Raw genomic sequence first — 19,349 nt, 5'->3', positions numbered from 1 at the left:
CAAGGCTGCCAGCGTTAGGCTAACGCCCACACTAACGCCCTTGAAGGAGACGACGATGCAATACGTAAAGCTGGGTAGCACCGGGCTGGACATTTCCAGGCTGTGCCTGGGCTGCATGACCTTCGGCGAACCCGACGCCGGCACTCACCCCTGGACCTTGGGCGAAGACGCCAGCCGGCCCATCATTCGCCATGCCGTCGAGCAAGGCATCAATTTCTTCGACACCGCCAACAGCTATTCCGCGGGTACTTCGGAAATCATCCTCGGCAAACTGCTGAAAGAATTCACCCGCCGGGAAGAAACCGTGATCGCCACCAAGGTGTTCTTCCCGGCCAACATGTGGGAAGGCGCCAGCCGGCCCAATGAGCAAGGTTTGTCGCGCAAGGCGATCATGGCCAACATCGACGCCAGCCTCACCCGCCTGGGCACCGACTACGTCGACCTTTACCAGATCCACCGCTGGGACTACCACACCCCCATCGAGGAGACCATGGAGGCCCTGCACGACGTGGTCAAGGCCGGCAAGGCCCGCTACATCGGTGCATCGTCGATGTACGCCTGGCAGTTCGCCAAGGCACAGCAGGTAGCGGCCAGCAACGGTTGGAGCCGTTTCGTGTCGATGCAGAACTACCTCAACCTGATCTACCGCGAGGAAGAACGCGAGATGATCCCGCTGTGCCTGGACCAGGGCGTCGGCCTGATGCCCTGGAGCCCGATGGCCCGCGGGCGCCTGACCCGGCCGCACGGGCAGCAGACCGCACGCACGCGCAGCGATGTATCCGGCCAGTCGTTCTATGAAAAGACCGAGGTGGAAGACGGCCGGGTGATCGACGTGGTCGAGCAGATCGCCGGCGAACGGGGCGTGCCGATGGCCCAGGTGGCATTGGCATGGGTACTGGGTAAAACCGGCGTTAGCGCCCCGATCGTCGGCGCCTCGAAGCCTGCGCATCTGGACGATGCACTGGGCGCGTTGTCACTGCAACTGAGCGAGGACGAGGTGGCACGCTTGCAGACCCCTTACGTCCCCCACGCGGTGACCGGTTTCAAATAGCGCTGGCTTGCGGCAGCTCGATGCGCACCCGCAGCCCGCCGCTGGCTGCGGCCTGCGCGGTGATGCTGCCGCCATGCAGGGTAATGGCGCGCTGGGCAATCGCCAGGCCCAGGCCAAAACCATCGTCGCTGCTGTCGGTACCTCGGTCAAACGGCTCGAAGATGCGCTTCAGCCGCGCCGGGTCTACGCCCGGACCGTGATCACTGACACAGACCTGGAACCATTGCCCGCCCGGCGCCAGCGCGGCCTCCACCAACACCTCTGTGCCGGCTGCGGTGTAGCGCACGGCGTTGCGGATGATGTTCTCGAACGCCCGGTACAGCAGCTCTTCATGCCCATGGATGAGAAACGCGCCCTGGGCTTGCAAGGACACCTGGCACTGCTTCATGCCCGCCTCGAAACGGGCGTCTTCGACGATCTGCGCCAGCAGCTCTACCACATCGACAGTGGCAAAGTCGCTGTCACCCTGCCGAGCCTGGGCGCGGGCCAGGGTCAGTAGCTGCTCGATCAGGTCGTCCATGCGCCGTGACTCGCGCTCCACCCGCTCCAGCATGTCGTGCCGGTCGGGCTGTTGACGCATCAGGCCGATGGCAGCATGCATGCGGGTCAGCGGTGAGCGCAGTTCGTGGGAAATATCGTGCAGCAGGTTCTGCTGCGCCTGCACCAGGGCCTTGAGCTGGCCGGCCATGCGGTCGCAGTCCTCGGCCAGCTCGACGATCTCGTCGCGGCGCTTGCCCAACCTGGGTTTCACGCGCACATCGAACCGGCCCTGGGCCACCTGGCCCATGGCTTCGCGTAGCCAGGCCAACGGGCGAGTCAGGTACAGGCTGCACAGGAAGGCAAACAGCGCACTCATCAGCGTGCCGGTAAACAGCGGGCCCATGCCGCGCGGGCGCGGCGGTTCGCCAAGCACCGTGGCCACCGAAGCACGCAGCACCAGCGGGCGACCTTCGCTGTCGTTCAATGCCTGCTCGAAACGCGCGACCGGCACCGCCTTGCCTGCCAGCAACTGGCCCTGGCTGTCGTAAAGGCCCACTTGTACATCCGGCGGCTGCGGCGACACCTCCAGCAACTGCCGGCCGGCCTGCTCACCATAACGCTGCAGTACCTGCAGTTCGGTGGCCAACAGCGAACGCAGCGCCGGGGTATCGCCACGCCAGTCATTGAGCATGAAGGCGCCGGCACCCACCAGGAAAGTCAGGCAGTTGGCCAGCCAGAACGCCAGGAACAGCTTCCAGAACAGGCGCCGGCGCATCATTCGACAATCAGCATGTAGCCCATGCCACGCACGCTCTGGATCCAGCTGCTGCCGTCGGCACGCGGGCCGAGCTTTTGCCGGATGCTGCTCACGTGCACGTCGATGCGCCGGTCGTAACGGGTTAACGGCCGGCCCAAGGCATTGAGTGACAGGTCCTGCTTGCTGACCAACTGGCCAGCCTGGCGGGCCAACGCTTCGAGCAGGCTGAACTCCGAACCGGTCAGCTCCAGCGTGGCTTCGCCCCAGTGCGCCTCACGACGGCCCGGCCACATTTTCAATGCACCCGTGCGCACGTGCTCGGGCGCACTGGCCTCGCCCGTCGGTTGCGGCTGCACCCGGCGCAGTATCGCCCGCAGGCGTGCTACCAGTTCACCCGGGGAGCTGGGCTTGGGCACATAGTCATCGGCCCCCAGCTCAAGGCCGGCAATACGGTCGATATTGTCGCCACGGGCGGTCAGCAGCAGCACCGGCACTTGGCTGCGTGCACGCACCCGCCGCAACACCTCGATGCCAGAGATACCCGGCAGCATCACGTCCAGCACCACCACCTGGAAGTTACCGGACAACGCCTGGGTCTCGCCCTCTTCACCGGTGTCCACCGCCGTGGCCTGGAAGCCTTCGCGCGCCAGGTACAAAGAGAGCATTTCAGTCAGTTCGCGGTCGTCGTCGACCAGCAGCACAGGGATCATCGGGGCCAGATATCGCAATTGCAGGGGCGGTAATGATCGCCCCGCAGGCCGGCACTGTCACCGCCGGCCGGTCGGACTTTACACATCTTTACCCTCGGCTAACCGCGCCGTACACAGCCCGCCCGTATCCTCATCGCCCGCTGCTAGCGGGTTGCCCGCGCTTGCTCCCCTCCGAATCCGCTTGTCTGGAACCCCCGATGAACTACCCGCGCCTGTTGCTCTCCATCCTGTTGCTTAAAGCCTCGCTGGTTCAGGCCTCCCCCTTCAGGATCGCCGACATCCGCGTCAACGGCCTGCAGCGGGTTTCCGCTGGCAGTGTCTTCGGTGCCTTGCCGCTGAACGTCGGCGATCAGGCCGATGACCGCCGCCTGGTGGACTCGACCCGTCGCCCCCGCCGTACTCAATGCGGCCAACGAAGTGGCGGTCGAGGCATTTCTTGAGCGGCGTATCCGCTTCCCGGAGATCGCGGGTATGATCGAACAGGTGCTCGATCAGGAGCCCGTCGTGCCGCTGCCGTCGCTGGACGCGGTGTTCGCCGCCGACCAGCGTGCCCGGGAGCTTTCCCGTGAGTGGCTGAGGCGTCACGGTCGCTGATGCAAGCCCGCCCAGGTTCGTGAGGGGGTTGGCATGATGCCGGCCCGCTGAACATCATTCGGAGATGGACATGACAGCGCTCTACATGATTATCGGCACCCTCGTCGCTTTGGGTGTGCTGGTCACTTTCCATGAATTCGGCCACTTCTGGGTGGCACGCCGCTGCGGCGTCAAGGTGCTGCGCTTCTCGGTGGGCTTCGGCACGCCGCTGCTGCGTTGGCATGACCGCCATGGCACCGAATTTGTGGTCGCAGCAATTCCGCTGGGCGGCTACGTGAAGATGCTCGACGAGCGCGAGGGCGATGTACCGCCTGCGCTGGCTGATCAGTCGTTCAACCGCAAGTCCGTGGGCCAGCGTATCGCGATTGTCGCGGCGGGCCCGATTGCCAACTTCCTGCTGGCCATCCTGTTCTTCTGGGTGCTGGCGATGCTGGGTACCCAGCAGGTCCGTCCCGTGATCGGTACGGTCGATGCTGGCAGCCTGGCAGCATCGGCCGGGCTGACCGCAGGTCAGGAAATCGTTTCTATCGACGGTAAGTCGACCAACGGTTGGTCGGCGGTCAATCTGCAGCTGGTTCGTCGCCTGGGCGAGAGCGGCACGTTGCAGGTTGGCGTGCGCGACGAAGGCGCCACGGCCGAGCGCCAGCTGCAGGTCAAGCTGGACAGCTGGCTCAAGGGCGCTGACGAGCCGGACCCTATCCAGTCCTTGGGGCTGCACCCTTGGCGCCCGGCGATGGTGCCGGTGCTCGCCGAGATTGATCCGAAGGGGCCGGCTGCCGCAGCGGGCCTCAAGACAGGCGACAAGCTGCTGAGCGTCGATGGCGTGCCGGTGACGGAATGGCAGCAGGTCGTCGACAGCGTGCGTGCCCGCCCGGATGCCAATGTGGTCGTGCGTGTGGAGCGCGACGGCGCTGCCCTGGATGTGCCGGTGACCCTGGCACGCAAGGGTGAGGGCAAGGCTGCCGGTGGCTATCTTGGCGCCGGGGTAAAAGGTGGCGAATGGCCTGCCAGCATGCTCCGCGAAATCAGCTACGGCCCACTCGAGGCGGTGGGTGAGGGCTTGTCCCGCACCTGGAACATGAGCGTGCTGACCCTTGAATCGCTGAAGAAAATGCTGTTCGGGGAGCTCTCGGTAAAAAACTTGAGTGGACCGATAACCATTGCTAAAGTGGCGGGCGCTTCAGCCCAGTCCGGCGTGGGGGATTTCCTGAATTTCCTGGCCTACCTGAGCATAAGCCTGGGGGTTCTTAACTTGCTGCCCATCCCGGTACTGGATGGGGGGCATTTGCTGTTTTACCTGGTCGAGTTGGCGCGCGGTCGTCCGCTGTCAGATCGGGTGCAAGGTTGGGGGGTCCAGATCGGTATCAGTTTGGTCATAGGGGTGATGTTGCTCGCCCTGATCAACGATCTGGGTCGACTATAAAGCTTCGCTCAATTGCGAACCTGCCGCGTTGTCGCGGCAGGTTGTTTATTGCCAGTTGGAATAAAAGGACTTCATGAAACGTCTGCTGCTAACTGCGGTCATGTCCGCACTGATGATCGCTGAAGTTCACGCCGAGTCCTTCACCATCTCCGATATCCGCGTCAACGGCCTGCAGCGGGTTTCCGCTGGCAGTGTCTTCGGTGCCTTGCCGCTGAACGTCGGCGATCAGGCCGATGACCGCCGCCTGGTGGATTCGACCCGCTCCCTGTTCAAGACCGGGTTCTTCCAGGACATCCAGCTGAACCGCGATGGCAATGTGCTGATCATCAACGTGGTCGAGCGCCCGTCGGTGTCGAGCATCGAGATCGAAGGCAACAAGGCGATCAGCACCGAAGACCTGATGAAGGGCCTGAAGCAATCGGGCCTGGCCGAAGGCGAGATCTTCCAGCGTGCCACCCTCGAAGGTGTGCGTAACGAGCTGCAGCGCCAGTACGTGGCCCAGGGCCGCTATTCGGCCGAGGTCGACGCCGAAGTGGTGCCGCAGCCGCGCAACCGCGTGGCGCTGAAGATCAAGATCAACGAAGGCACCGTCGCTGCCATCCAGCACATCAACATCGTTGGCAACAACGTGTTCGATGATGACACCCTGGGCCAGCTGTTCGAGCTGAAGACCACCAACTGGCTGTCGTTCTTCAAGAACGACGACAAGTACGCCCGCGAAAAACTGTCCGGTGACCTGGAGCGCCTGCGTTCCTACTACCTGGACCGCGGCTACATCAACATGGACATCGCCTCCACCCAGGTGTCCATCACGCCAGACAAGAAACACGTCTACATCACCGTCAACATCAACGAAGGCGAGAAGTACACCGTTCGCGACGTGAAGCTGTCCGGTGACCTGAAAGTGCCGGAAGACCAGGTCAAGTCGCTGCTGCTGGTGCAGTCGGGCCAGGTATTCTCGCGCAAGGTGATGACTACTACTTCCGAGCTGATCACCCGTCGGCTGGGCAACGAAGGCTACACCTTCGCCAACGTCAACGGCGTGCCTATGGTCTGGCCCGCCTTCGTCATCGTCGGCACCGGGCACTGGCTCAGCCTGTTGCTGTGCTGGCGACCGCGCTGGCCGAAAGTAATCCGCGAGGCCGGCATGCCGGGCAAACCCGTGCCGCCTGTAACCACCCTCGGCGACTACCCACCCGCAATCCAGGAGCGCCTGCTCGCCAACGCCGATCGCTGGCAGCTCAAACCCGGCAAGCGGCCTGAGAAAAAACTGCGCAAACCGCGGACGCCCAAAAAACCTAAGGAAATCGATTGATGCGATACATCATCCTTACAGATGGAACGTACTCATGGATTCTTTGAGCGAAACCCTCGAGCTGTGCAGGCGCATCACCACCGGCTATCGCCCCGCCCTGCGCAACAGCCCCGTCGCCAACTGCACCCGCCGCTTCGAATTGTAGCTACGCCATCCGCCCCCTGCGCGAAGGCTTTCTCTACCTGCTGATCAAGCGCCATAGCGCACCGGCCTACGAGTGGCACAGCCAGTACCGCGTAGCACCCAACGGCTCACTGCTGTACATCAGCGCCGATGCCCCCTGGGAGCCCGCCCCCCTCAACGGTCGACATCATGTTCGTGGTCGACCCGGGCAAGCGTGCCTACGTCAACCGCATCAACTACCGCGGCAACACCAAGACCGAAGACGAAGTGCTGCGTCGCGAAATGCGTCATGCCCCTGCGCTACGCCGCCATCGGCGGCAACCCGGCACAACGCGCCCGTCTGCCCAAACTGCCAAGCTATCTCAGCCCGTTCCAGGACGTCGGCGAGATGACGCATTCCAGCTACGCCATCCGCCCCCTGCGCGAAGGCTTTCTCTACCTGCTGATCAAGCGCCATAGCGCACCGGCCTACGAGTGGCACAGCCAGTACCGCGTAGCCCCCAATGGCTCACTGCTGTACATCAGCGCCGATGCCCCCTGGGAGCCCGCCCCCATCGCTGGCAACCTGGACGAGATCATCCGCAGCGATGGAAGGTGGCTGGGCTTCGACCTACCTGATCGACCAGTCCAAGACCCGTCTGGAGCGCCTGGGCTTCTTCAAGGAAGTCAACGTCGAGACCCCGCAGGTAGCCGGCACTGACGACCAGGTCGACGTCAACTACAGCGTCGAAGAGCAAGCCTCCGGCTCGATCACCGCCAGCGTCGGTTTCGCCCAGAGCGCCGGCCTGATCCTCGGTGGTTCGATCAGCCAGAGCAACTTCCTCGGTACCGGTAACAAGGTGTCCATCGGCCTGACCCGTTCGGAATACCAGACCCGCTACAACTTCGGTTTCGTTGACCCCTACTTCACTGCCGATGGCGTCAGCCTGGGCTACAACGCCTTCTACCGTAGCACCGACTACGACGACCTCGATGTCGACGTGGCCAGCTATGCGGTAGACAGCTACGGTGCCGGCGTGAGCCTGGGCTACCCGATCAGCGAAACCTCGCGCCTTACCTACGGCCTGAGCGTGCAGCAGGACAAGATCAAGACCGGCAAATACACCGTCGACGAGATCTTCGACTTCCTCGAACAGGAAGGCGACAACTTCCTGAACTTCAAGGCCTCGATCGGCTGGTCCGAGTCGACCCTGAACAAAGGCGTACTGGCCACCCGTGGTCACTCGCAAAGCCTGACCCTGGAATCCACCATTCCGGGTAGCGACCTGTCGTTCTTCAAGCTCGACTACCGTGGCCAGCTGTTCCAGCCGATCAACAACGACTACACCCTGCGCCTGCACACCGAGCTGGGCTATGGTGATGGTTACGGCAGCACCTCTGGCCTGCCGTTCTACGAGAACTACTTCGCGGGTGGTTTCAACTCCGTCCGCGGCTTCAAGGACAGCAGCCTGGGCCCACGCAGTACCCCGAGCCGCGGTGAGGCTGCTGGTGGCAAGCCAGGCACCATCGCCGACCCGGACCAGGATCCGTTGCCGTTCGGCGGTAACGTGCTGGTGCAGGGCGGTGTCGAGCTGCTGTTCCCGCTGCCGTTCGTCAAAGACCAGCGTTCGCTGCGCACCTCCGTGTTCTGGGACGTGGGTAACGTGTTCGATACCAATTGCGGCAGCAAGCCTGACTGCGCGAAGGTCGGATTCTCGGACATGGCCAGTTCGGTCGGCCTGGGCGTAACCTGGATCACCGCGCTGGGCCCGTTGAGCTTCAGCCTGGCGATGCCAATCAAGAAGCCGGACGACGCCGATACCCAGGTGTTCCAATTCTCTCTGGGCCAGACCTTCTAAGGTCGGCCCCTGCTTAACGACAACGGTTTATCCAGGAGTGCATCGTGCGTAAATTGGCTCAACTGGCCGTAGTGGCCGCGGCGCTGGTCGCCACCCCGGCATTCGCCGAAATGAAGGTTGCCGTGCTGAACTATCAGATGGCCCTGCTCGAATCGGATGCCGCCAAGAAATACGCGGTTGATGCCGAGAAGAAGTTCGGTCCGCAACTGACCAAGCTGAAAAGCCTGGAAAGCAGCGCCAAGGGCATCCAGGACCGCCTGATCAAGGGTGGCGACAAGATGCAGCAGCAGGAGCGTGAGCGCCTGGAGCTCGAGTTCAAGCAAAAGGCTCGTGACTTCCAGTTCCAGTCCAAGGAACTCAACGAAGCCAAAGCCGTTGCTGACCGCGACATGCTCAAGCAACTGAAGCCGAAGCTGGATGGCGCTGTCGAGGAAGTGATCAAGAAGGGCGGTTTCGACCTGGTCCTCGAGCGTGGTGCGGTCATCGATGTCAAACCTCAGTACGACATCACCCGCCAGGTCATCGAGCGCATGAACCAAGCCCGTTGATATGAGTGTGACCATGACGCTAGGCCAGCTGGCCGAGGCCCTCGGTGCCACCCTCAAGGGGCCCGAGGCTTTGCAGATTACCGGGCTGGCCACCTTGCAGGAGGCAGGCCCCGGTCAATTGAGCTTCCTCGCCAACCCGCAGTACCGCAAGTACCTGGATAACTGCCAGGCGGGTGCGGTATTGCTCAAGGCTGCGGATGCCGAAAGTTTCGCTGGCAATGCCCTGATCGTGGCCGACCCGTACCAGGCGTATGCGCGTATTTCCCACCTGTTCGACCCCAAACCCAAGGCTGTGGCGGGAATCCATCCCAGCGCCGTGGTGGCTGGGGACGCGCAGGTGGACGCCAGCGCCAGCATCGGGCCGTTCGCGGTGATCGAAAGCGGTGCGCGTATCGAGGCTGATGTCAGCATCGGCGCGCATTGCTTCATCGGTGCGCGTTGCGTTGTAGGTGAAGGCGGCTGGCTGGCGCCGCGGGTAACGTTGTATCACGACGTCAGCATCGGCAAGCGCGTGGTCATTCAGTCGGGTGCTGTGATCGGCGGCGAAGGCTTCGGCTTTGCCAATGAGAAGGGTATCTGGCGCAAGATCGCCCAGATCGGCGGCGTCACCATTGGTGATGACGTGGAAATCGGCGTCAATACTGCCGTCGACCGTGGTGCGCTGTCCGACACGCGGATCGGCGACGGGGTAAAGCTCGACAACCAGATCCAGATCGCCCACAACGTGCAGATCGGTGACCACACGGCGATGGCCGCTTGCGTGGGCATTTCCGGCAGTACGCGCATCGGCAAGCATTGCATGCTGGCCGGCGGCGTGGGCCTGGTAGGGCACATTGATATTTGCGATAACGTATTTGTTTCCGGGATGACAATGGTAACCCGTTCGATCACTGAACCTGGTTCCTATTCATCCGGCACAGCCATGCAGCCTTTGGCTGACTGGCGCAAGAGCGCTGCGCGTATCCGCCAGCTGGATGACATGGCCAAGCGCCTTCAGCAGCTGGAAAAACGCGTCGATACCGTGACCTCAGGTGGCCTGCCGACATCAGAAGGCTGATACCATTCCCTGAGCAAGAGTGAACAGTCGCTAGCTGGCTCCTCTTTGGATTGCTAAAGGAGCGTGTGGTCAGCACCTGCGCTCCCTATTCTTATTACAGGCTTCCCCCCGAAATGATGGACATCAACGAGATTCGCGAATACCTGCCTCACCGTTACCCGTTCCTGCTGGTGGACCGGGTGACGGATCTGGACTTCGAGGCCCAGAGCATTCGTGCCTACAAGAATGTCAGCATCAACGAGCCGTTCTTCAACGGCCATTTCCCGGCGCACCCGATCATGCCGGGCGTTTTGATCATTGAAGCCATGGCCCAGGCGGCCGGCATCCTCGGTTTCAAGATGCTCGATGCCAAGCCCGCTGATGGCACCCTGTACTACTTCGTCGGTTCCGACAAGTTGCGTTTCCGCCAGCCGGTACTGCCGGGTGACCAGTTGGTGCTGGAAGCCAAGTTCCTCAGCCGCAAGAGCATGATCTGGAAGTTTGAATGCCGCGCCCTGGTCGACGGCAAACCGGTTTGCTCGGCACAGATCACATGCGCGGAACGCTCCCTATGAATTCGATTGATCCTCGGGCCATTATCGACCCGTCGGCCAAGCTGGCCGATGGTGTCGAGGTCGGCCCTTGGTCGATCGTTGGCCCCGATGTGGAAATCGGGGAGGGTACCGTTATCGGCCCGCATGTTGTGCTCAAAGGGCCGACCCGCATCGGCAAGCACAACCGTATCTTTCAGTTCTCCTCCATTGGCGAAGATACCCCGGACCTCAAGTACAAGGGTGAGCCGACGCGCCTGGTGATCGGCGATCACAACGTGTTCCGCGAAGGGGTGACCATTCACCGCGGCACCGTTCAGGACCGTGCGGAAACCACCGTGGGCGACCACAACCTGATCATGGCCTATGCCCACATCGGCCACGACAGCGTCATCGGCAACCACTGCATCCTGGTCAACAACACGGCCCTGGCCGGCCATGTGCACGTGGGCGACTGGGCAATCCTGTCCGGCTACACCCTGGTGCATCAGTACTGCCATATCGGTGCCCACGCGTTTTCCGGCATGGGCACGGCGATCGGCAAGGACGTCCCGGCCTTCGTCACCGTGTTCGGCAGCCCGGCCGAAGCCCGCAGCATGAACTTCGAGGGCATGCGCCGCCGCGGTTTCAGCGACGAGGTGATCCACGTCCTGCGCCGTTGCTACAAGATTGTCTATCGTCAGGGCCTGACCGTCGAAGACGCGCTCAAGGAACTGGCCGAAATGGCCGCGAAGCACCCTGAAGTCGAACTGTTCCGTCAGTCGATCGTGAATTCCGCCCGCGGCATCACCCGCTGACATGGCCCCGCTTTGCGTAGCCTTGGTCGCAGGTGAGGCCAGCGGCGATATTCTTGGTTCAGGCTTGATGCGTGCCCTCAGGGCACGCCACCCTGACGTACGTTTCATTGGCGTTGGCGGCCCTTTGATGGAAGCCGAAGGCCTGCAATCGTACTTCCCCATGGAACGCCTGGCGGTCATGGGCCTGGTCGAAGTGCTGGGTCGCCTGCGTGAGCTGCTCAAACGCCGCAAGCTGCTGATCCAGACACTGATCGACGAAAAGCCGGATGTCTTCATTGGCATCGACGCCCCAGACTTCACCCTCAACATCGAACTTAAACTGCGTCAGGTCGGGATCAAGACCGTGCACTACGTCAGCCCGTCGGTCTGGGCCTGGCGGCAGAAGCGCGTGCTGAAGATTCGCGAAGGCTGCGACCTGATGCTGACCCTGCTGCCATTCGAGGCGCGGTTCTATGAAGAGCAGGGCGTGCCGGTGCGCTTTGTCGGTCACCCGCTGGCCGACACCATACCCCTTGAGGCCGACCGCCCGGCAGCACGTGCTGCGCTGGGCCTGGGCGAGGGGCCGGTGGTAGCACTGATGCCGGGCAGCCGGGGCGGCGAAGTAGGGCGCCTGGGGGCTTTGTTCCTGGAGGCCGCCGAGCGCCTGCAGCAGCAGGTGCCGGGCGTGCACTTCGTGCTGCCCTGCGCCAACGCCGCGCGGCGGGCCCAGGTCGAGCAGATGCTCGAAGGGCGCCAGCTGCCACTGACCCTGCTCGATGGCCAGTCGCACCAGGCCCTGGCGGCCTGTGATGCGGTACTGATCGCCTCGGGCACAGCCACCCTCGAAGCGCTGCTGTACAAGCGGCCAATGGTGGTGGCCTACCGCCTTGCACCCTTGACCTACTGGATTCTCAAGCGCCTGGTGAAGAGCCCTTACGTGTCCCTGCCAAACCTGCTCGCCCAGCGTGAACTGGTGCCCGAACTGTTGCAGGACGCCGCCACCAGCGAAGCCTTGGCCAACACCCTTGCGCCGCTGGTGCGCGATGGCAGCCAGCAGACCGAACGTTTCGACGAAATTCACCGCACCCTGCGCCGTGACGCCTCCAATCAGGCGGCCGAGGCGGTACTGGCCTTGCTCAAGGACCGCTGACATGCAATTTGGACTGGACTTCAACCTGGTCGAAGACCTGGTCGCCGGCGTCGACGAAGTGGGCCGTGGCCCGCTGTGCGGCGCGGTGGTGACGGCGGCGGTGATCCTTGATCCGGCGCGCCCGATCCTGGGCCTGAACGATTCGAAGAAACTCACCGAAGCCAAGCGCGAGGCGCTGTTCGACGAGATCTGTGAAAAGGCCCTGAGCTTCTGCATCGCCCGCGCCGAGGTCGAGGAAATCGACCGCCTGAACATCCTGCAAGCCACGATGCTGGCCATGCAGCGTGCGGTGGAAGGCCTGCACATTACGCCGAAGCTGGCCCTGATCGATGGCAACCGCTGCCCGAAGCTGGCCGTGCCGGCGTCGCCGGTGATCAAAGGCGATAGCCAGGTGCCAGCTATTGCGGCTGCCTCGATCTTGGCCAAGGTAACCCGTGACCGTGAGATGAGCGCGTTCGAGCTGATCTACCCGGGGTATGGCATGGGTGGGCACAAAGGTTACCCGACCCCGGTGCACCTTGAGGCGCTCGCGCGCCTGGGCCCTACGCCCATTCATCGGCGTTCCTTTGCCCCGGTGCGGGCGGCCTGGGAAGCACGCGAAGGCGTCACCGATTCCCTCATCTGACCTGCCAGGCCCCTTCGCGGGCACGCCCGCTCCCACAGGTGCAGCGCCGTTCCCGAGGATGATGATGTCTCTGTGGGAGCGGGCGTGCCCGCGAAGGGCTGCGAAGCAGCCCCAAATCCCATCCCCATTTAAGCTACAATCCCGCCCTTGTCGTTAAGCACTGCTACAGGATCTTCCATGTCGGTTCCCTTCGTTCACCTGCGCGTCCACTCCGAATTCTCGCTGGTCGACGGCCTGGTGCGGATCAAGCCGCTGGCCAAGGCGCTGGCCGGGATGAACATGCCGGCGGTGGCGATCACCGACCAGAGCAACATGTGCTCGCTGGTGAAGTTCTACAAGTCTGCCATGGGCGCGGGCATCAAGCCGATCTGTGGTGCCGACCTGTGGCTGGCCGGGGCAGACCCGGAAGCCCCGCTTTCGCGCATCTGCTTCCTGGCGACTGACCCCCAGGGTTACCGCAACCTCACCGAGCTGATCTCGCGCGGCTGGACCGATGGCCAGCGCAACGGCCTGGTTATCCTCCAGCGCGAATGGATCGCCCCCGCCAGCGAGGGCCTGATTGCCCTGTCAGCCGGCAAGGAGGGCGATATCGGTATGGCCTTGTTGTCCGGCCGGGACGAAGAAGCCCAGGCCCTGCTGCAAGACTGGATGGGCATGTTCCCCGAGCGCTTCTACGTTGAAGTGCAGCGCACCAATCGCCCCCGTGACGAAGAGTACGTGCATGCCGCAGTAGCGCTGGCCGACAAACTTGGCGCCCCATTGGTGGCCACCAACGACGTGCGTTTCGTCAAGCAGTCCGACTTCGACGCCCACGAAACCCGCGTTTGTATTGGCGAGGGCTGGACCCTTGACGACCCGCGCCGCCCGCGTGGCTACAGTGACCAGCAGTACCTGAAGTCGTCCGAGGAAATGGCCGAGCTGTTCAGCGACCTGCCCGACGCCATCGCCAACACCGTCGAGATTGCCAAGCGCTGCAACATTCAGGTGCAGCTGGGCAAGTACTTCCTGCCCGACTTCCCCACGCCCAACGGCATGGGTATCGACGATTACCTGCGTCACGTTTCCCACGAAGGCCTGGAAGAGCGCCTGGCGGTACTGTGGCCCAAAGAGACCACGCCCAATTACGAAGAGAAGCGCCAGGTTTACCTGGACCGCCTGAAGTTCGAGCTGGATATCATCATCCAGATGGGCTTCCCCGGTTACTTCCTGATCGTTATGGACTTCATCAAGTGGGCCAAGAACAACGACGTGCCGGTTGGCCCGGGCCGGGGTTCGGGTGCCGGCTCGCTGGTGGCCTACGTGCTGAAGATCACCGACCTCGACCCGCTGGCCTACGACCTGCTGTTCGAGCGCTTCCTCAACCCTGAACGTGTTTCCATGCCCGACTTCGACGTCGACTTCTGCATGGACGGCCGGGACCGGGTGATCGACTACGTGGCTGAGGCCTATGGCCGCAACGCGGTGAGCCAGATCATCACCTTCGGCACCATGGCCGCCAAGGCGGTGGTGCGTGACGTGGCGCGGGTGCAGGGCAAGTCCTACGGCCTGGCCGACCGCCTGTCGAAGATGATCCCGTTCGAAGTGGGCATGACCCTGGAGAAAGCGTACGAGCAGGAAGAAATCCTGCGCGACTTCCTCAAGGGCGACGAAGACGCCCGCGAAATCTGGGACATGGCGCTGAAGCTGGAAGGCGTCACCCGGGGTACCGGCAAGCACGCCGGTGGTGTGGTTATCGCGCCGACCAAACTGACCGACTTTTCGCCGATCGCCTGTGACGAAGAGGGTGGCGGCCTGGTAACCCAGTTCGACAAGGACGACGTCGAGGCCGCCGGCCTGGTCAAGTTCGACTTCCTCGGCCTGCGAACCCTGACCATCATCAAGTGGGCGATGGAGATCATCAACCGCGAGCAGGCCAAGAAGAACCTGCCCGATCTCAATATCGACTTCATCCCGCTGGATGACCGCAAGACTTTCGAGCTGTTGCAGAAGGCCGAAACCACCGCGGTATTCCAGCTTGAATCGCGTGGCATGAAGGAGCTGATCAAGAAGCTCAAGCCCGACTGCCTGGAAGACCTCATCGCACTGGTGGCACTGTTCCGCCCGGGCCCGCTGCAATCGGGCATGGTGGACGACTTCATCAACCGCAAACACGGCCGCGCCGAGCTGGCTTACCCGCACGCGGACTACCAGTACGAAGGCCTCAAGCCGGTACTGGCACCGACCTACGGCATTATCCTGTACCAGGAACAGGTGATGCAGATTGCCCAGGTCATGGCAGGCTATACCCTCGGCGGCGCAGACATGCTGCGCCGTGCGATGGGTAAGAAAAAGCCCGAGGAAATGGCCAAGCAGCGCGGTGGTTTCATCGAAGGCTGCGTGGCCAACAATATCGAAGCCGATCTGGCGGGTAACATCTTCGACCTGGTAGAGAAGTTTGCCGGCTACGGCTTCAACAAATCCCACTCGGCCGCCTATGGCCTGGTGTCCTACCAGACGGCCTGGCTGAAAACCCACTTCCCGGCGCCATTCATGGCCGCGGTGTTGTCGGCGGACATGCACAACACCGACAAGGTGGTGGTGCTGGTCGAGGAGGTGCGCAGCATGAAGCTGCGCCTCGACGCGCCGGATGTGAACTTCTCCGACTTCAAGTTCACCGTCAACAACGATGGCCGTATCGTCTATGGCCTGGGCGCCATCAAGGGTGTCGGTGAAGGCCCGGTGGAAGCGATCGTCGAGGCGCGAGCCCAAGGTGGCCCGTTCAAGGACCTGTTCGACTTCTGCGACCGTATCGATCTCAAGCGGGTCAACAAGCGCACCCTGGATGCGCTGGTGCGCAGTGGCGCACTGGACCGCCTGGGCCCGCACTTCCATGACGAAATCAAGGCCTATCAGGCCAACATCGACATCAACCGTGCAACCTTGCTCTCGGCGCTGGGTGAGGCCATCAAGGCTGCCGAGCAGGCGGCCCACACCGCCGACAGTGGTCATGTCGATCTGTTCGGCAGCATGTTCGACGAGGTGGAAGTCGACGTCTATGCCAACCACCGCAAGGCGCGCGAGCTGACCCTCAAGGAGCGCCTGAAGGGCGAGAAGGACACCCTTGGCTTGTACCTCACTGGCCACCCGATCGATGAGTACGAGAGCGAGATCCGCCGTTTCGCTCGCCAACGCATCATCGACCTCAAGCCGTCGCGCGAAACCCAGACTATCGCCGGCATGATCATTGCCCTGCGGGTAATGAAGAACAAGAAGGGCGACAAGATGGGCTTCGTCACCCTGGATGACCGCTCCGGGCGCATCGAAGCTTCGCTGTTCGCTGACTCATTCATGGCGGCACAGTCTTTGCTGCAGGCCGATGCCATGGTGGTGGTCGAAGGCGAGGTCAGCAACGACGACTTCTCCGGTGGCCTGCGCCTGCGGGTGAAGCAGGTGATGACCATGGAAGACGCGCGCACCAAGCTGGCCGAGAGCCTGCGCCTGAAGGTGGCACATGAGGCGCTCAAGGGCGACCGGCTGAAGTGGCTGGGCGAACTGATCACCCGCCATCGTGGTGCTTGCCCGATCACTCTGGAGTACACCGGCAGCGACGCCAAGGCGATGCTGCAGTTCGGTGAGCAGTGGTCGATCGACCCGGCCGATGGGCTGATTCAGGCGCTGCGTGACCAGTTCGGGCGTGAGAACGTCTTCCTGCAATATCGTTGAATCGACAAAAAATTTAATCTCGACCTGAATGCGCCTGATCCCTTAAGGTAGGGCGCCAAACGGATCAACCGGCCGGCCGCCTGGCCGTAGACCCAAGACGGATGACTATGAACCCGAATTTTCTCGATTTCGAACAGCCGATTGCCGACCTGCAAGCCAAGATCGAAGGCCTGCGCCTGGTAGGCAACGACAACTCGCTGAACATCAGCGATGAAATTGCCCGTCTGCAAGACAAGAGCAACACACTGACCGAAAGCATCTTCGGCAACCTGACCAGCTGGCAGATCGCCCGCCTGGCCCGTCACCCGCGTCGTCCTTACACCCTGGACTACCTGGAGCACATCTTCACCGAGTTCGAAGAGCTGCACGGTGACCGCCACTTCTCCGACGACGCCGCCATCGTGGGCGGTACCGCGCGCCTGGATGGCAAGCCGGTCATGGTCATCGGCCACCAGAAGGGCCGTGAAGTGCGCGAAAAGGTACGCCGCAACTTCGGCATGCCGCGCCCGGAAGGCTACCGCAAGGCTTGCCGCCTGATGGAAATGGCCGAACGCTTCAAGATGCCGATCCTGACCTTCATCGATACACCGGGTGCCTACCCGGGCATCGACGCCGAAGAGCGCAACCAGAGCGAGGCAATCGCCTGGAACCTGCGCGTGATGGCGCGCCTGAAAACCCCGATCATCGCTACCGTTATCGGTGAGGGTGGTTCTGGCGGTGCACTGGCCATCGGCGTGTGCGACCAGCTGAACATGCTGCAGTACTCCACCTACTCGGTGATCTCGCCGGAAGGCTGCGCCTCGATTCTGTGGAAGACTGCCGACAAGGCGGCTGACGCTGCCGAGGCCATGGGCATCACTGCCGAGCGCCTGAAGAGCCTGAACATCGTCGACAAGGTCATTCAGGAGCCGTTGGGCGGCGCCCATCGCGACCCGGCGAAAGTGTCGGAAAGCATCCGTGGACCTGATCCAGCAGCTGGACATGCTCGGCAAGTTCGACAGCGACGCGCTGCTGGCCCGCCGTTACGAGCGCCTGATGAGCTACGGCCTCTGATCGTGCAGTGAATGGCACCGGCTTCGCCGGTGTTCGCGGGCATGCCCGCTCCCACAGGCACTGCGCTGTCCTCGAGGCTTGCGCTGTGCATGTGGGAGCGGGCATGCCCGCGAATGCATTCTTGAATTGAGTGCTGGTTCGATGATCAACCTCACACCTTGGCTCAACGCCCCTACCTGGTACATCGCCTTCTCCGGCGGCCTCGACTCCACCGTCCTGCTGCACCTGCTGGCCGACCACGCCCGCAACCACGCTTCCCCCCCGCTGCGCGCCATCCATATCCACCACGGCCTGCAAGCCGCCGCCGACGCCTGGCCTGCCCATTGCCAAGCCATCTGCGACAACCTTGGCATCGAACTTCAGGTCATCCACGTCCAGGTTACTCCCGGCGCCAGCCTCGAACAGGCCGCCCGCGACGCCCGCTATGCTGCTTTCAAGAAAACCCTGGGCCCAGGCGACATCCTGTTCACCGGGCAGCACCGCGACGACCAGGCCGAAACCCTGCTCTTTCGCCTGTTGCGCGGCGCCGGCCTGCGTGGCCTGGCGGGTATGCCGGGGCAGCGGGCGCTAGGGCAGGGCAGGCTGGTCAGGCCGTTGCTGGCTTGTTCGCGCCAGCAACTGCAGGACTATGCCCGGGCGAATGGGCTTGCCTGGATTGAGGACCCGTCGAACGCCGACACACAATTTGCCCGCAACTACCTGCGCGGCGAAGTGTTCCCGCACTTGCAGCAACGTTGGCCACAGGCCAGCCAGAACCTCGCACGCGCTGCAGAGCACCTGGGTGAAGCCCTGGGGCTGCTGGATGAACTGGCCCAGGGCGACCTGGCGCTTGCGCAGGAGGGGGCACCCGTCGCCTGGTCGGGCCTGGACTCCCTTGACCTGGCCACGCTCATGGCGCTGTCGCCGGCCCGTCAGCGCAATGCCTTGCAATATTGGCTGAGCCGGCGCACCCGTTTGCCCGACACGCGGCATTGGGCGGGCTGGGCAGACCTGCGCGATGCTGCCGCCGATGCCCAGCCGGTCTGGCAGCTTGCCGATGGGCAGCTGCTGCGCAGCGATGGCCGCATCTGGTGGCTGAGCGGCGACTGGCTGCAGCAGCCTGTCGGAGAACTGGCTTGGCCGAATTCAGCGTTGCCTCTGGTTCTGCCAGGTAATGGCAGGGTGCGTCTTGATGTCGCCGTGCCAATGGCTGGCCTGCGCATTGCCTACCGCCAGGGCGGCGAAATGCTGGAGGTCCCCGGCCGCGGCCGTCGCGACCTCAAACGCTTGCTCAATGAGCAGCGGGTGCCGTATTTCCTGCGTCCGCGCCTTCCGTTGCTGTATCAGGGCGAACAGTTGGTGGCGGTGGCCAACCTGTCTGGGCTGGTGCGGGCGGATTGCCAGCTGCATTGGCAGTTACCGACGAGCGCGCAAGGTTTGAGATGAAGGGTACATTCCGGTAGACTACCCTCCCTTCTTGATACAACTTCTGTGGCTTCCGCGAAAACACAGGGGTTGCCGGTTACCAAGCAGTTTTTTGCTGGGCTGATTCTGAAAATGACGAGCGAGCTCCATGCCGGGGATACCCCTGGTCTGTACAGACGCGACAGTTTTTCGAGATGCACTGTGACTGACGCA

12 protein-coding genes and 7 pseudogenes are annotated in these 19,349 nt (G+C 62.9%); 17 read left to right on the top strand and 2 right to left on the bottom strand.

The genetic code is table 11. From position 1 onward, the window contains the following. Window positions 1-55 precede the first annotated feature (55 nt). Window positions 56-1,051 (top strand): aldo/keto reductase, encoded by a 996-nt coding sequence (locus AK81_RS01535; protein ID WP_043196254.1) that lies wholly within the window; start codon window positions 56-58, stop codon window positions 1,049-1,051. Here the strand turns inward: AK81_RS01535 and AK81_RS01530 are convergent. Both AK81_RS01530 and AK81_RS01525 read right to left on the bottom strand, forming a co-directional pair. Beyond that, window positions 1,044-2,309 carry a HAMP domain-containing sensor histidine kinase gene (locus tag AK81_RS01530; protein ID WP_043196252.1) on the bottom strand — a complete coding sequence of 422 codons (1,266 nt, stop codon included), beginning with the start codon at window positions 2,307-2,309 and terminating at the stop codon, window positions 1,044-1,046. The genes AK81_RS01535 and AK81_RS01530 overlap by 8 nt on opposite strands. After that, a complete protein-coding gene (locus AK81_RS01525) occupies window positions 2,306-2,998 on the bottom strand; it encodes a response regulator transcription factor (protein WP_043196250.1) in 693 nt (230 codons plus the stop codon). The genes AK81_RS01530 and AK81_RS01525 overlap by 4 nt, the downstream gene beginning before the upstream one ends. 197 nt (window positions 2,999-3,195) lie before the next feature. On the opposite strand from AK81_RS01525, the pseudogene AK81_RS01520 reads away from it, so the two are divergent. The 16 genes and pseudogenes from AK81_RS01520 to tilS form a co-directional block, all read left to right on the top strand. Next, window positions 3,196-3,384 (top strand): annotated as a pseudogene (locus AK81_RS01520) (hypothetical protein); the annotation flags it as partial. A 1-nt stretch (window position 3,385) separates the two neighbouring features. Then, a pseudogene (locus tag AK81_RS27785) lies at window positions 3,386-3,592 on the top strand (1-deoxy-D-xylulose-5-phosphate reductoisomerase); the annotation flags it as partial. A 70-nt stretch (window positions 3,593-3,662) separates the two neighbouring features. Beyond that, complete coding sequence (rseP, locus tag AK81_RS01515; protein WP_043196538.1) at window positions 3,663-5,015, top strand: RIP metalloprotease RseP; 1,353 nt, start codon at window positions 3,663-3,665, stop codon at window positions 5,013-5,015. A 73-nt stretch (window positions 5,016-5,088) separates the two neighbouring features. After that, window positions 5,089-6,063 (top strand): annotated as a pseudogene (gene bamA / locus AK81_RS01510) (outer membrane protein assembly factor BamA); the annotation flags it as partial. Window positions 6,064-6,477: 414 nt separating this feature from the next. Next, a pseudogene (locus AK81_RS30700) lies at window positions 6,478-6,741 on the top strand (hypothetical protein); the annotation flags it as partial. Beyond that, window positions 6,668-7,093, top strand: a pseudogene (locus AK81_RS27775) (toxin VasX); the annotation flags it as partial. The pseudogenes AK81_RS30700 and AK81_RS27775, both read left to right, overlap by 74 nt. After that, window positions 7,041-8,291: pseudogene (gene bamA, locus AK81_RS01505) on the top strand (outer membrane protein assembly factor BamA); the annotation flags it as partial. The pseudogenes AK81_RS27775 and bamA (AK81_RS01505), both read left to right, overlap by 53 nt. Before the next feature lie 44 nt (window positions 8,292-8,335). Beyond that, window positions 8,336-8,839 carry an OmpH family outer membrane protein gene (locus AK81_RS01500; protein ID WP_012270843.1) on the top strand — a complete coding sequence of 168 codons (504 nt, stop codon included), beginning with the start codon at window positions 8,336-8,338 and terminating at the stop codon, window positions 8,837-8,839. Window position 8,840: 1 nt separating this feature from the next. Beyond that, window positions 8,841-9,896 (top strand): UDP-3-O-(3-hydroxymyristoyl)glucosamine N-acyltransferase, encoded by a 1,056-nt coding sequence (gene lpxD / locus AK81_RS01495; protein ID WP_043196244.1) that lies wholly within the window; start codon window positions 8,841-8,843, stop codon window positions 9,894-9,896. A 113-nt stretch (window positions 9,897-10,009) separates the two neighbouring features. Continuing rightward, window positions 10,010-10,450, top strand: a complete 441-nt coding sequence (gene fabZ, locus AK81_RS01490) for a 3-hydroxyacyl-ACP dehydratase FabZ (RefSeq protein WP_008094893.1) — start codon at window positions 10,010-10,012, stop codon at window positions 10,448-10,450. After that, window positions 10,447-11,223 carry an acyl-ACP--UDP-N-acetylglucosamine O-acyltransferase gene (lpxA, locus tag AK81_RS01485; RefSeq protein WP_016501159.1) on the top strand — a complete coding sequence of 259 codons (777 nt, stop codon included), beginning with the start codon at window positions 10,447-10,449 and terminating at the stop codon, window positions 11,221-11,223. Before fabZ ends, lpxA begins: the two co-directional genes overlap by 4 nt. 1 nt (window position 11,224) lies before the next feature. Next, entirely contained in the window at window positions 11,225-12,352 is a 1,128-nt protein-coding gene (gene lpxB, locus AK81_RS01480; protein ID WP_043196243.1) for a lipid-A-disaccharide synthase, read from the top strand. A gap of 1 nt (window position 12,353) precedes the next feature. Further along, window positions 12,354-12,977 carry a ribonuclease HII gene (rnhB, locus tag AK81_RS01475; protein ID WP_043196242.1) on the top strand — a complete coding sequence of 208 codons (624 nt, stop codon included), beginning with the start codon at window positions 12,354-12,356 and terminating at the stop codon, window positions 12,975-12,977. 177 nt (window positions 12,978-13,154) lie between these two features. Further along, window positions 13,155-16,679: a DNA polymerase III subunit alpha gene (gene dnaE, locus AK81_RS01470; protein WP_043196241.1), complete on the top strand. Its 3,525-nt coding sequence runs from the start codon at window positions 13,155-13,157 to the stop codon at window positions 16,677-16,679. Between the two features lie 107 nt (window positions 16,680-16,786). Further along, window positions 16,787-17,732 (top strand): annotated as a pseudogene (locus AK81_RS01465) (acetyl-CoA carboxylase carboxyltransferase subunit alpha). Between the two features lie 141 nt (window positions 17,733-17,873). Beyond that, window positions 17,874-19,157 carry a tRNA lysidine(34) synthetase TilS gene (gene tilS, locus AK81_RS01460; protein WP_043196240.1) on the top strand — a complete coding sequence of 428 codons (1,284 nt, stop codon included), beginning with the start codon at window positions 17,874-17,876 and terminating at the stop codon, window positions 19,155-19,157. Window positions 19,158-19,349 lie beyond the last annotated feature (192 nt).

Source organism: Pseudomonas putida W15Oct28 (assembly GCF_000708715.2).
Taxonomy (GTDB): Bacteria; Pseudomonadota; Gammaproteobacteria; order Pseudomonadales; family Pseudomonadaceae; genus Aquipseudomonas; species Aquipseudomonas putida_R.
The sequence above is the reverse complement of the archived record's forward strand: the minus strand, read 5'-3'. Positions and strand labels throughout refer to the sequence as shown.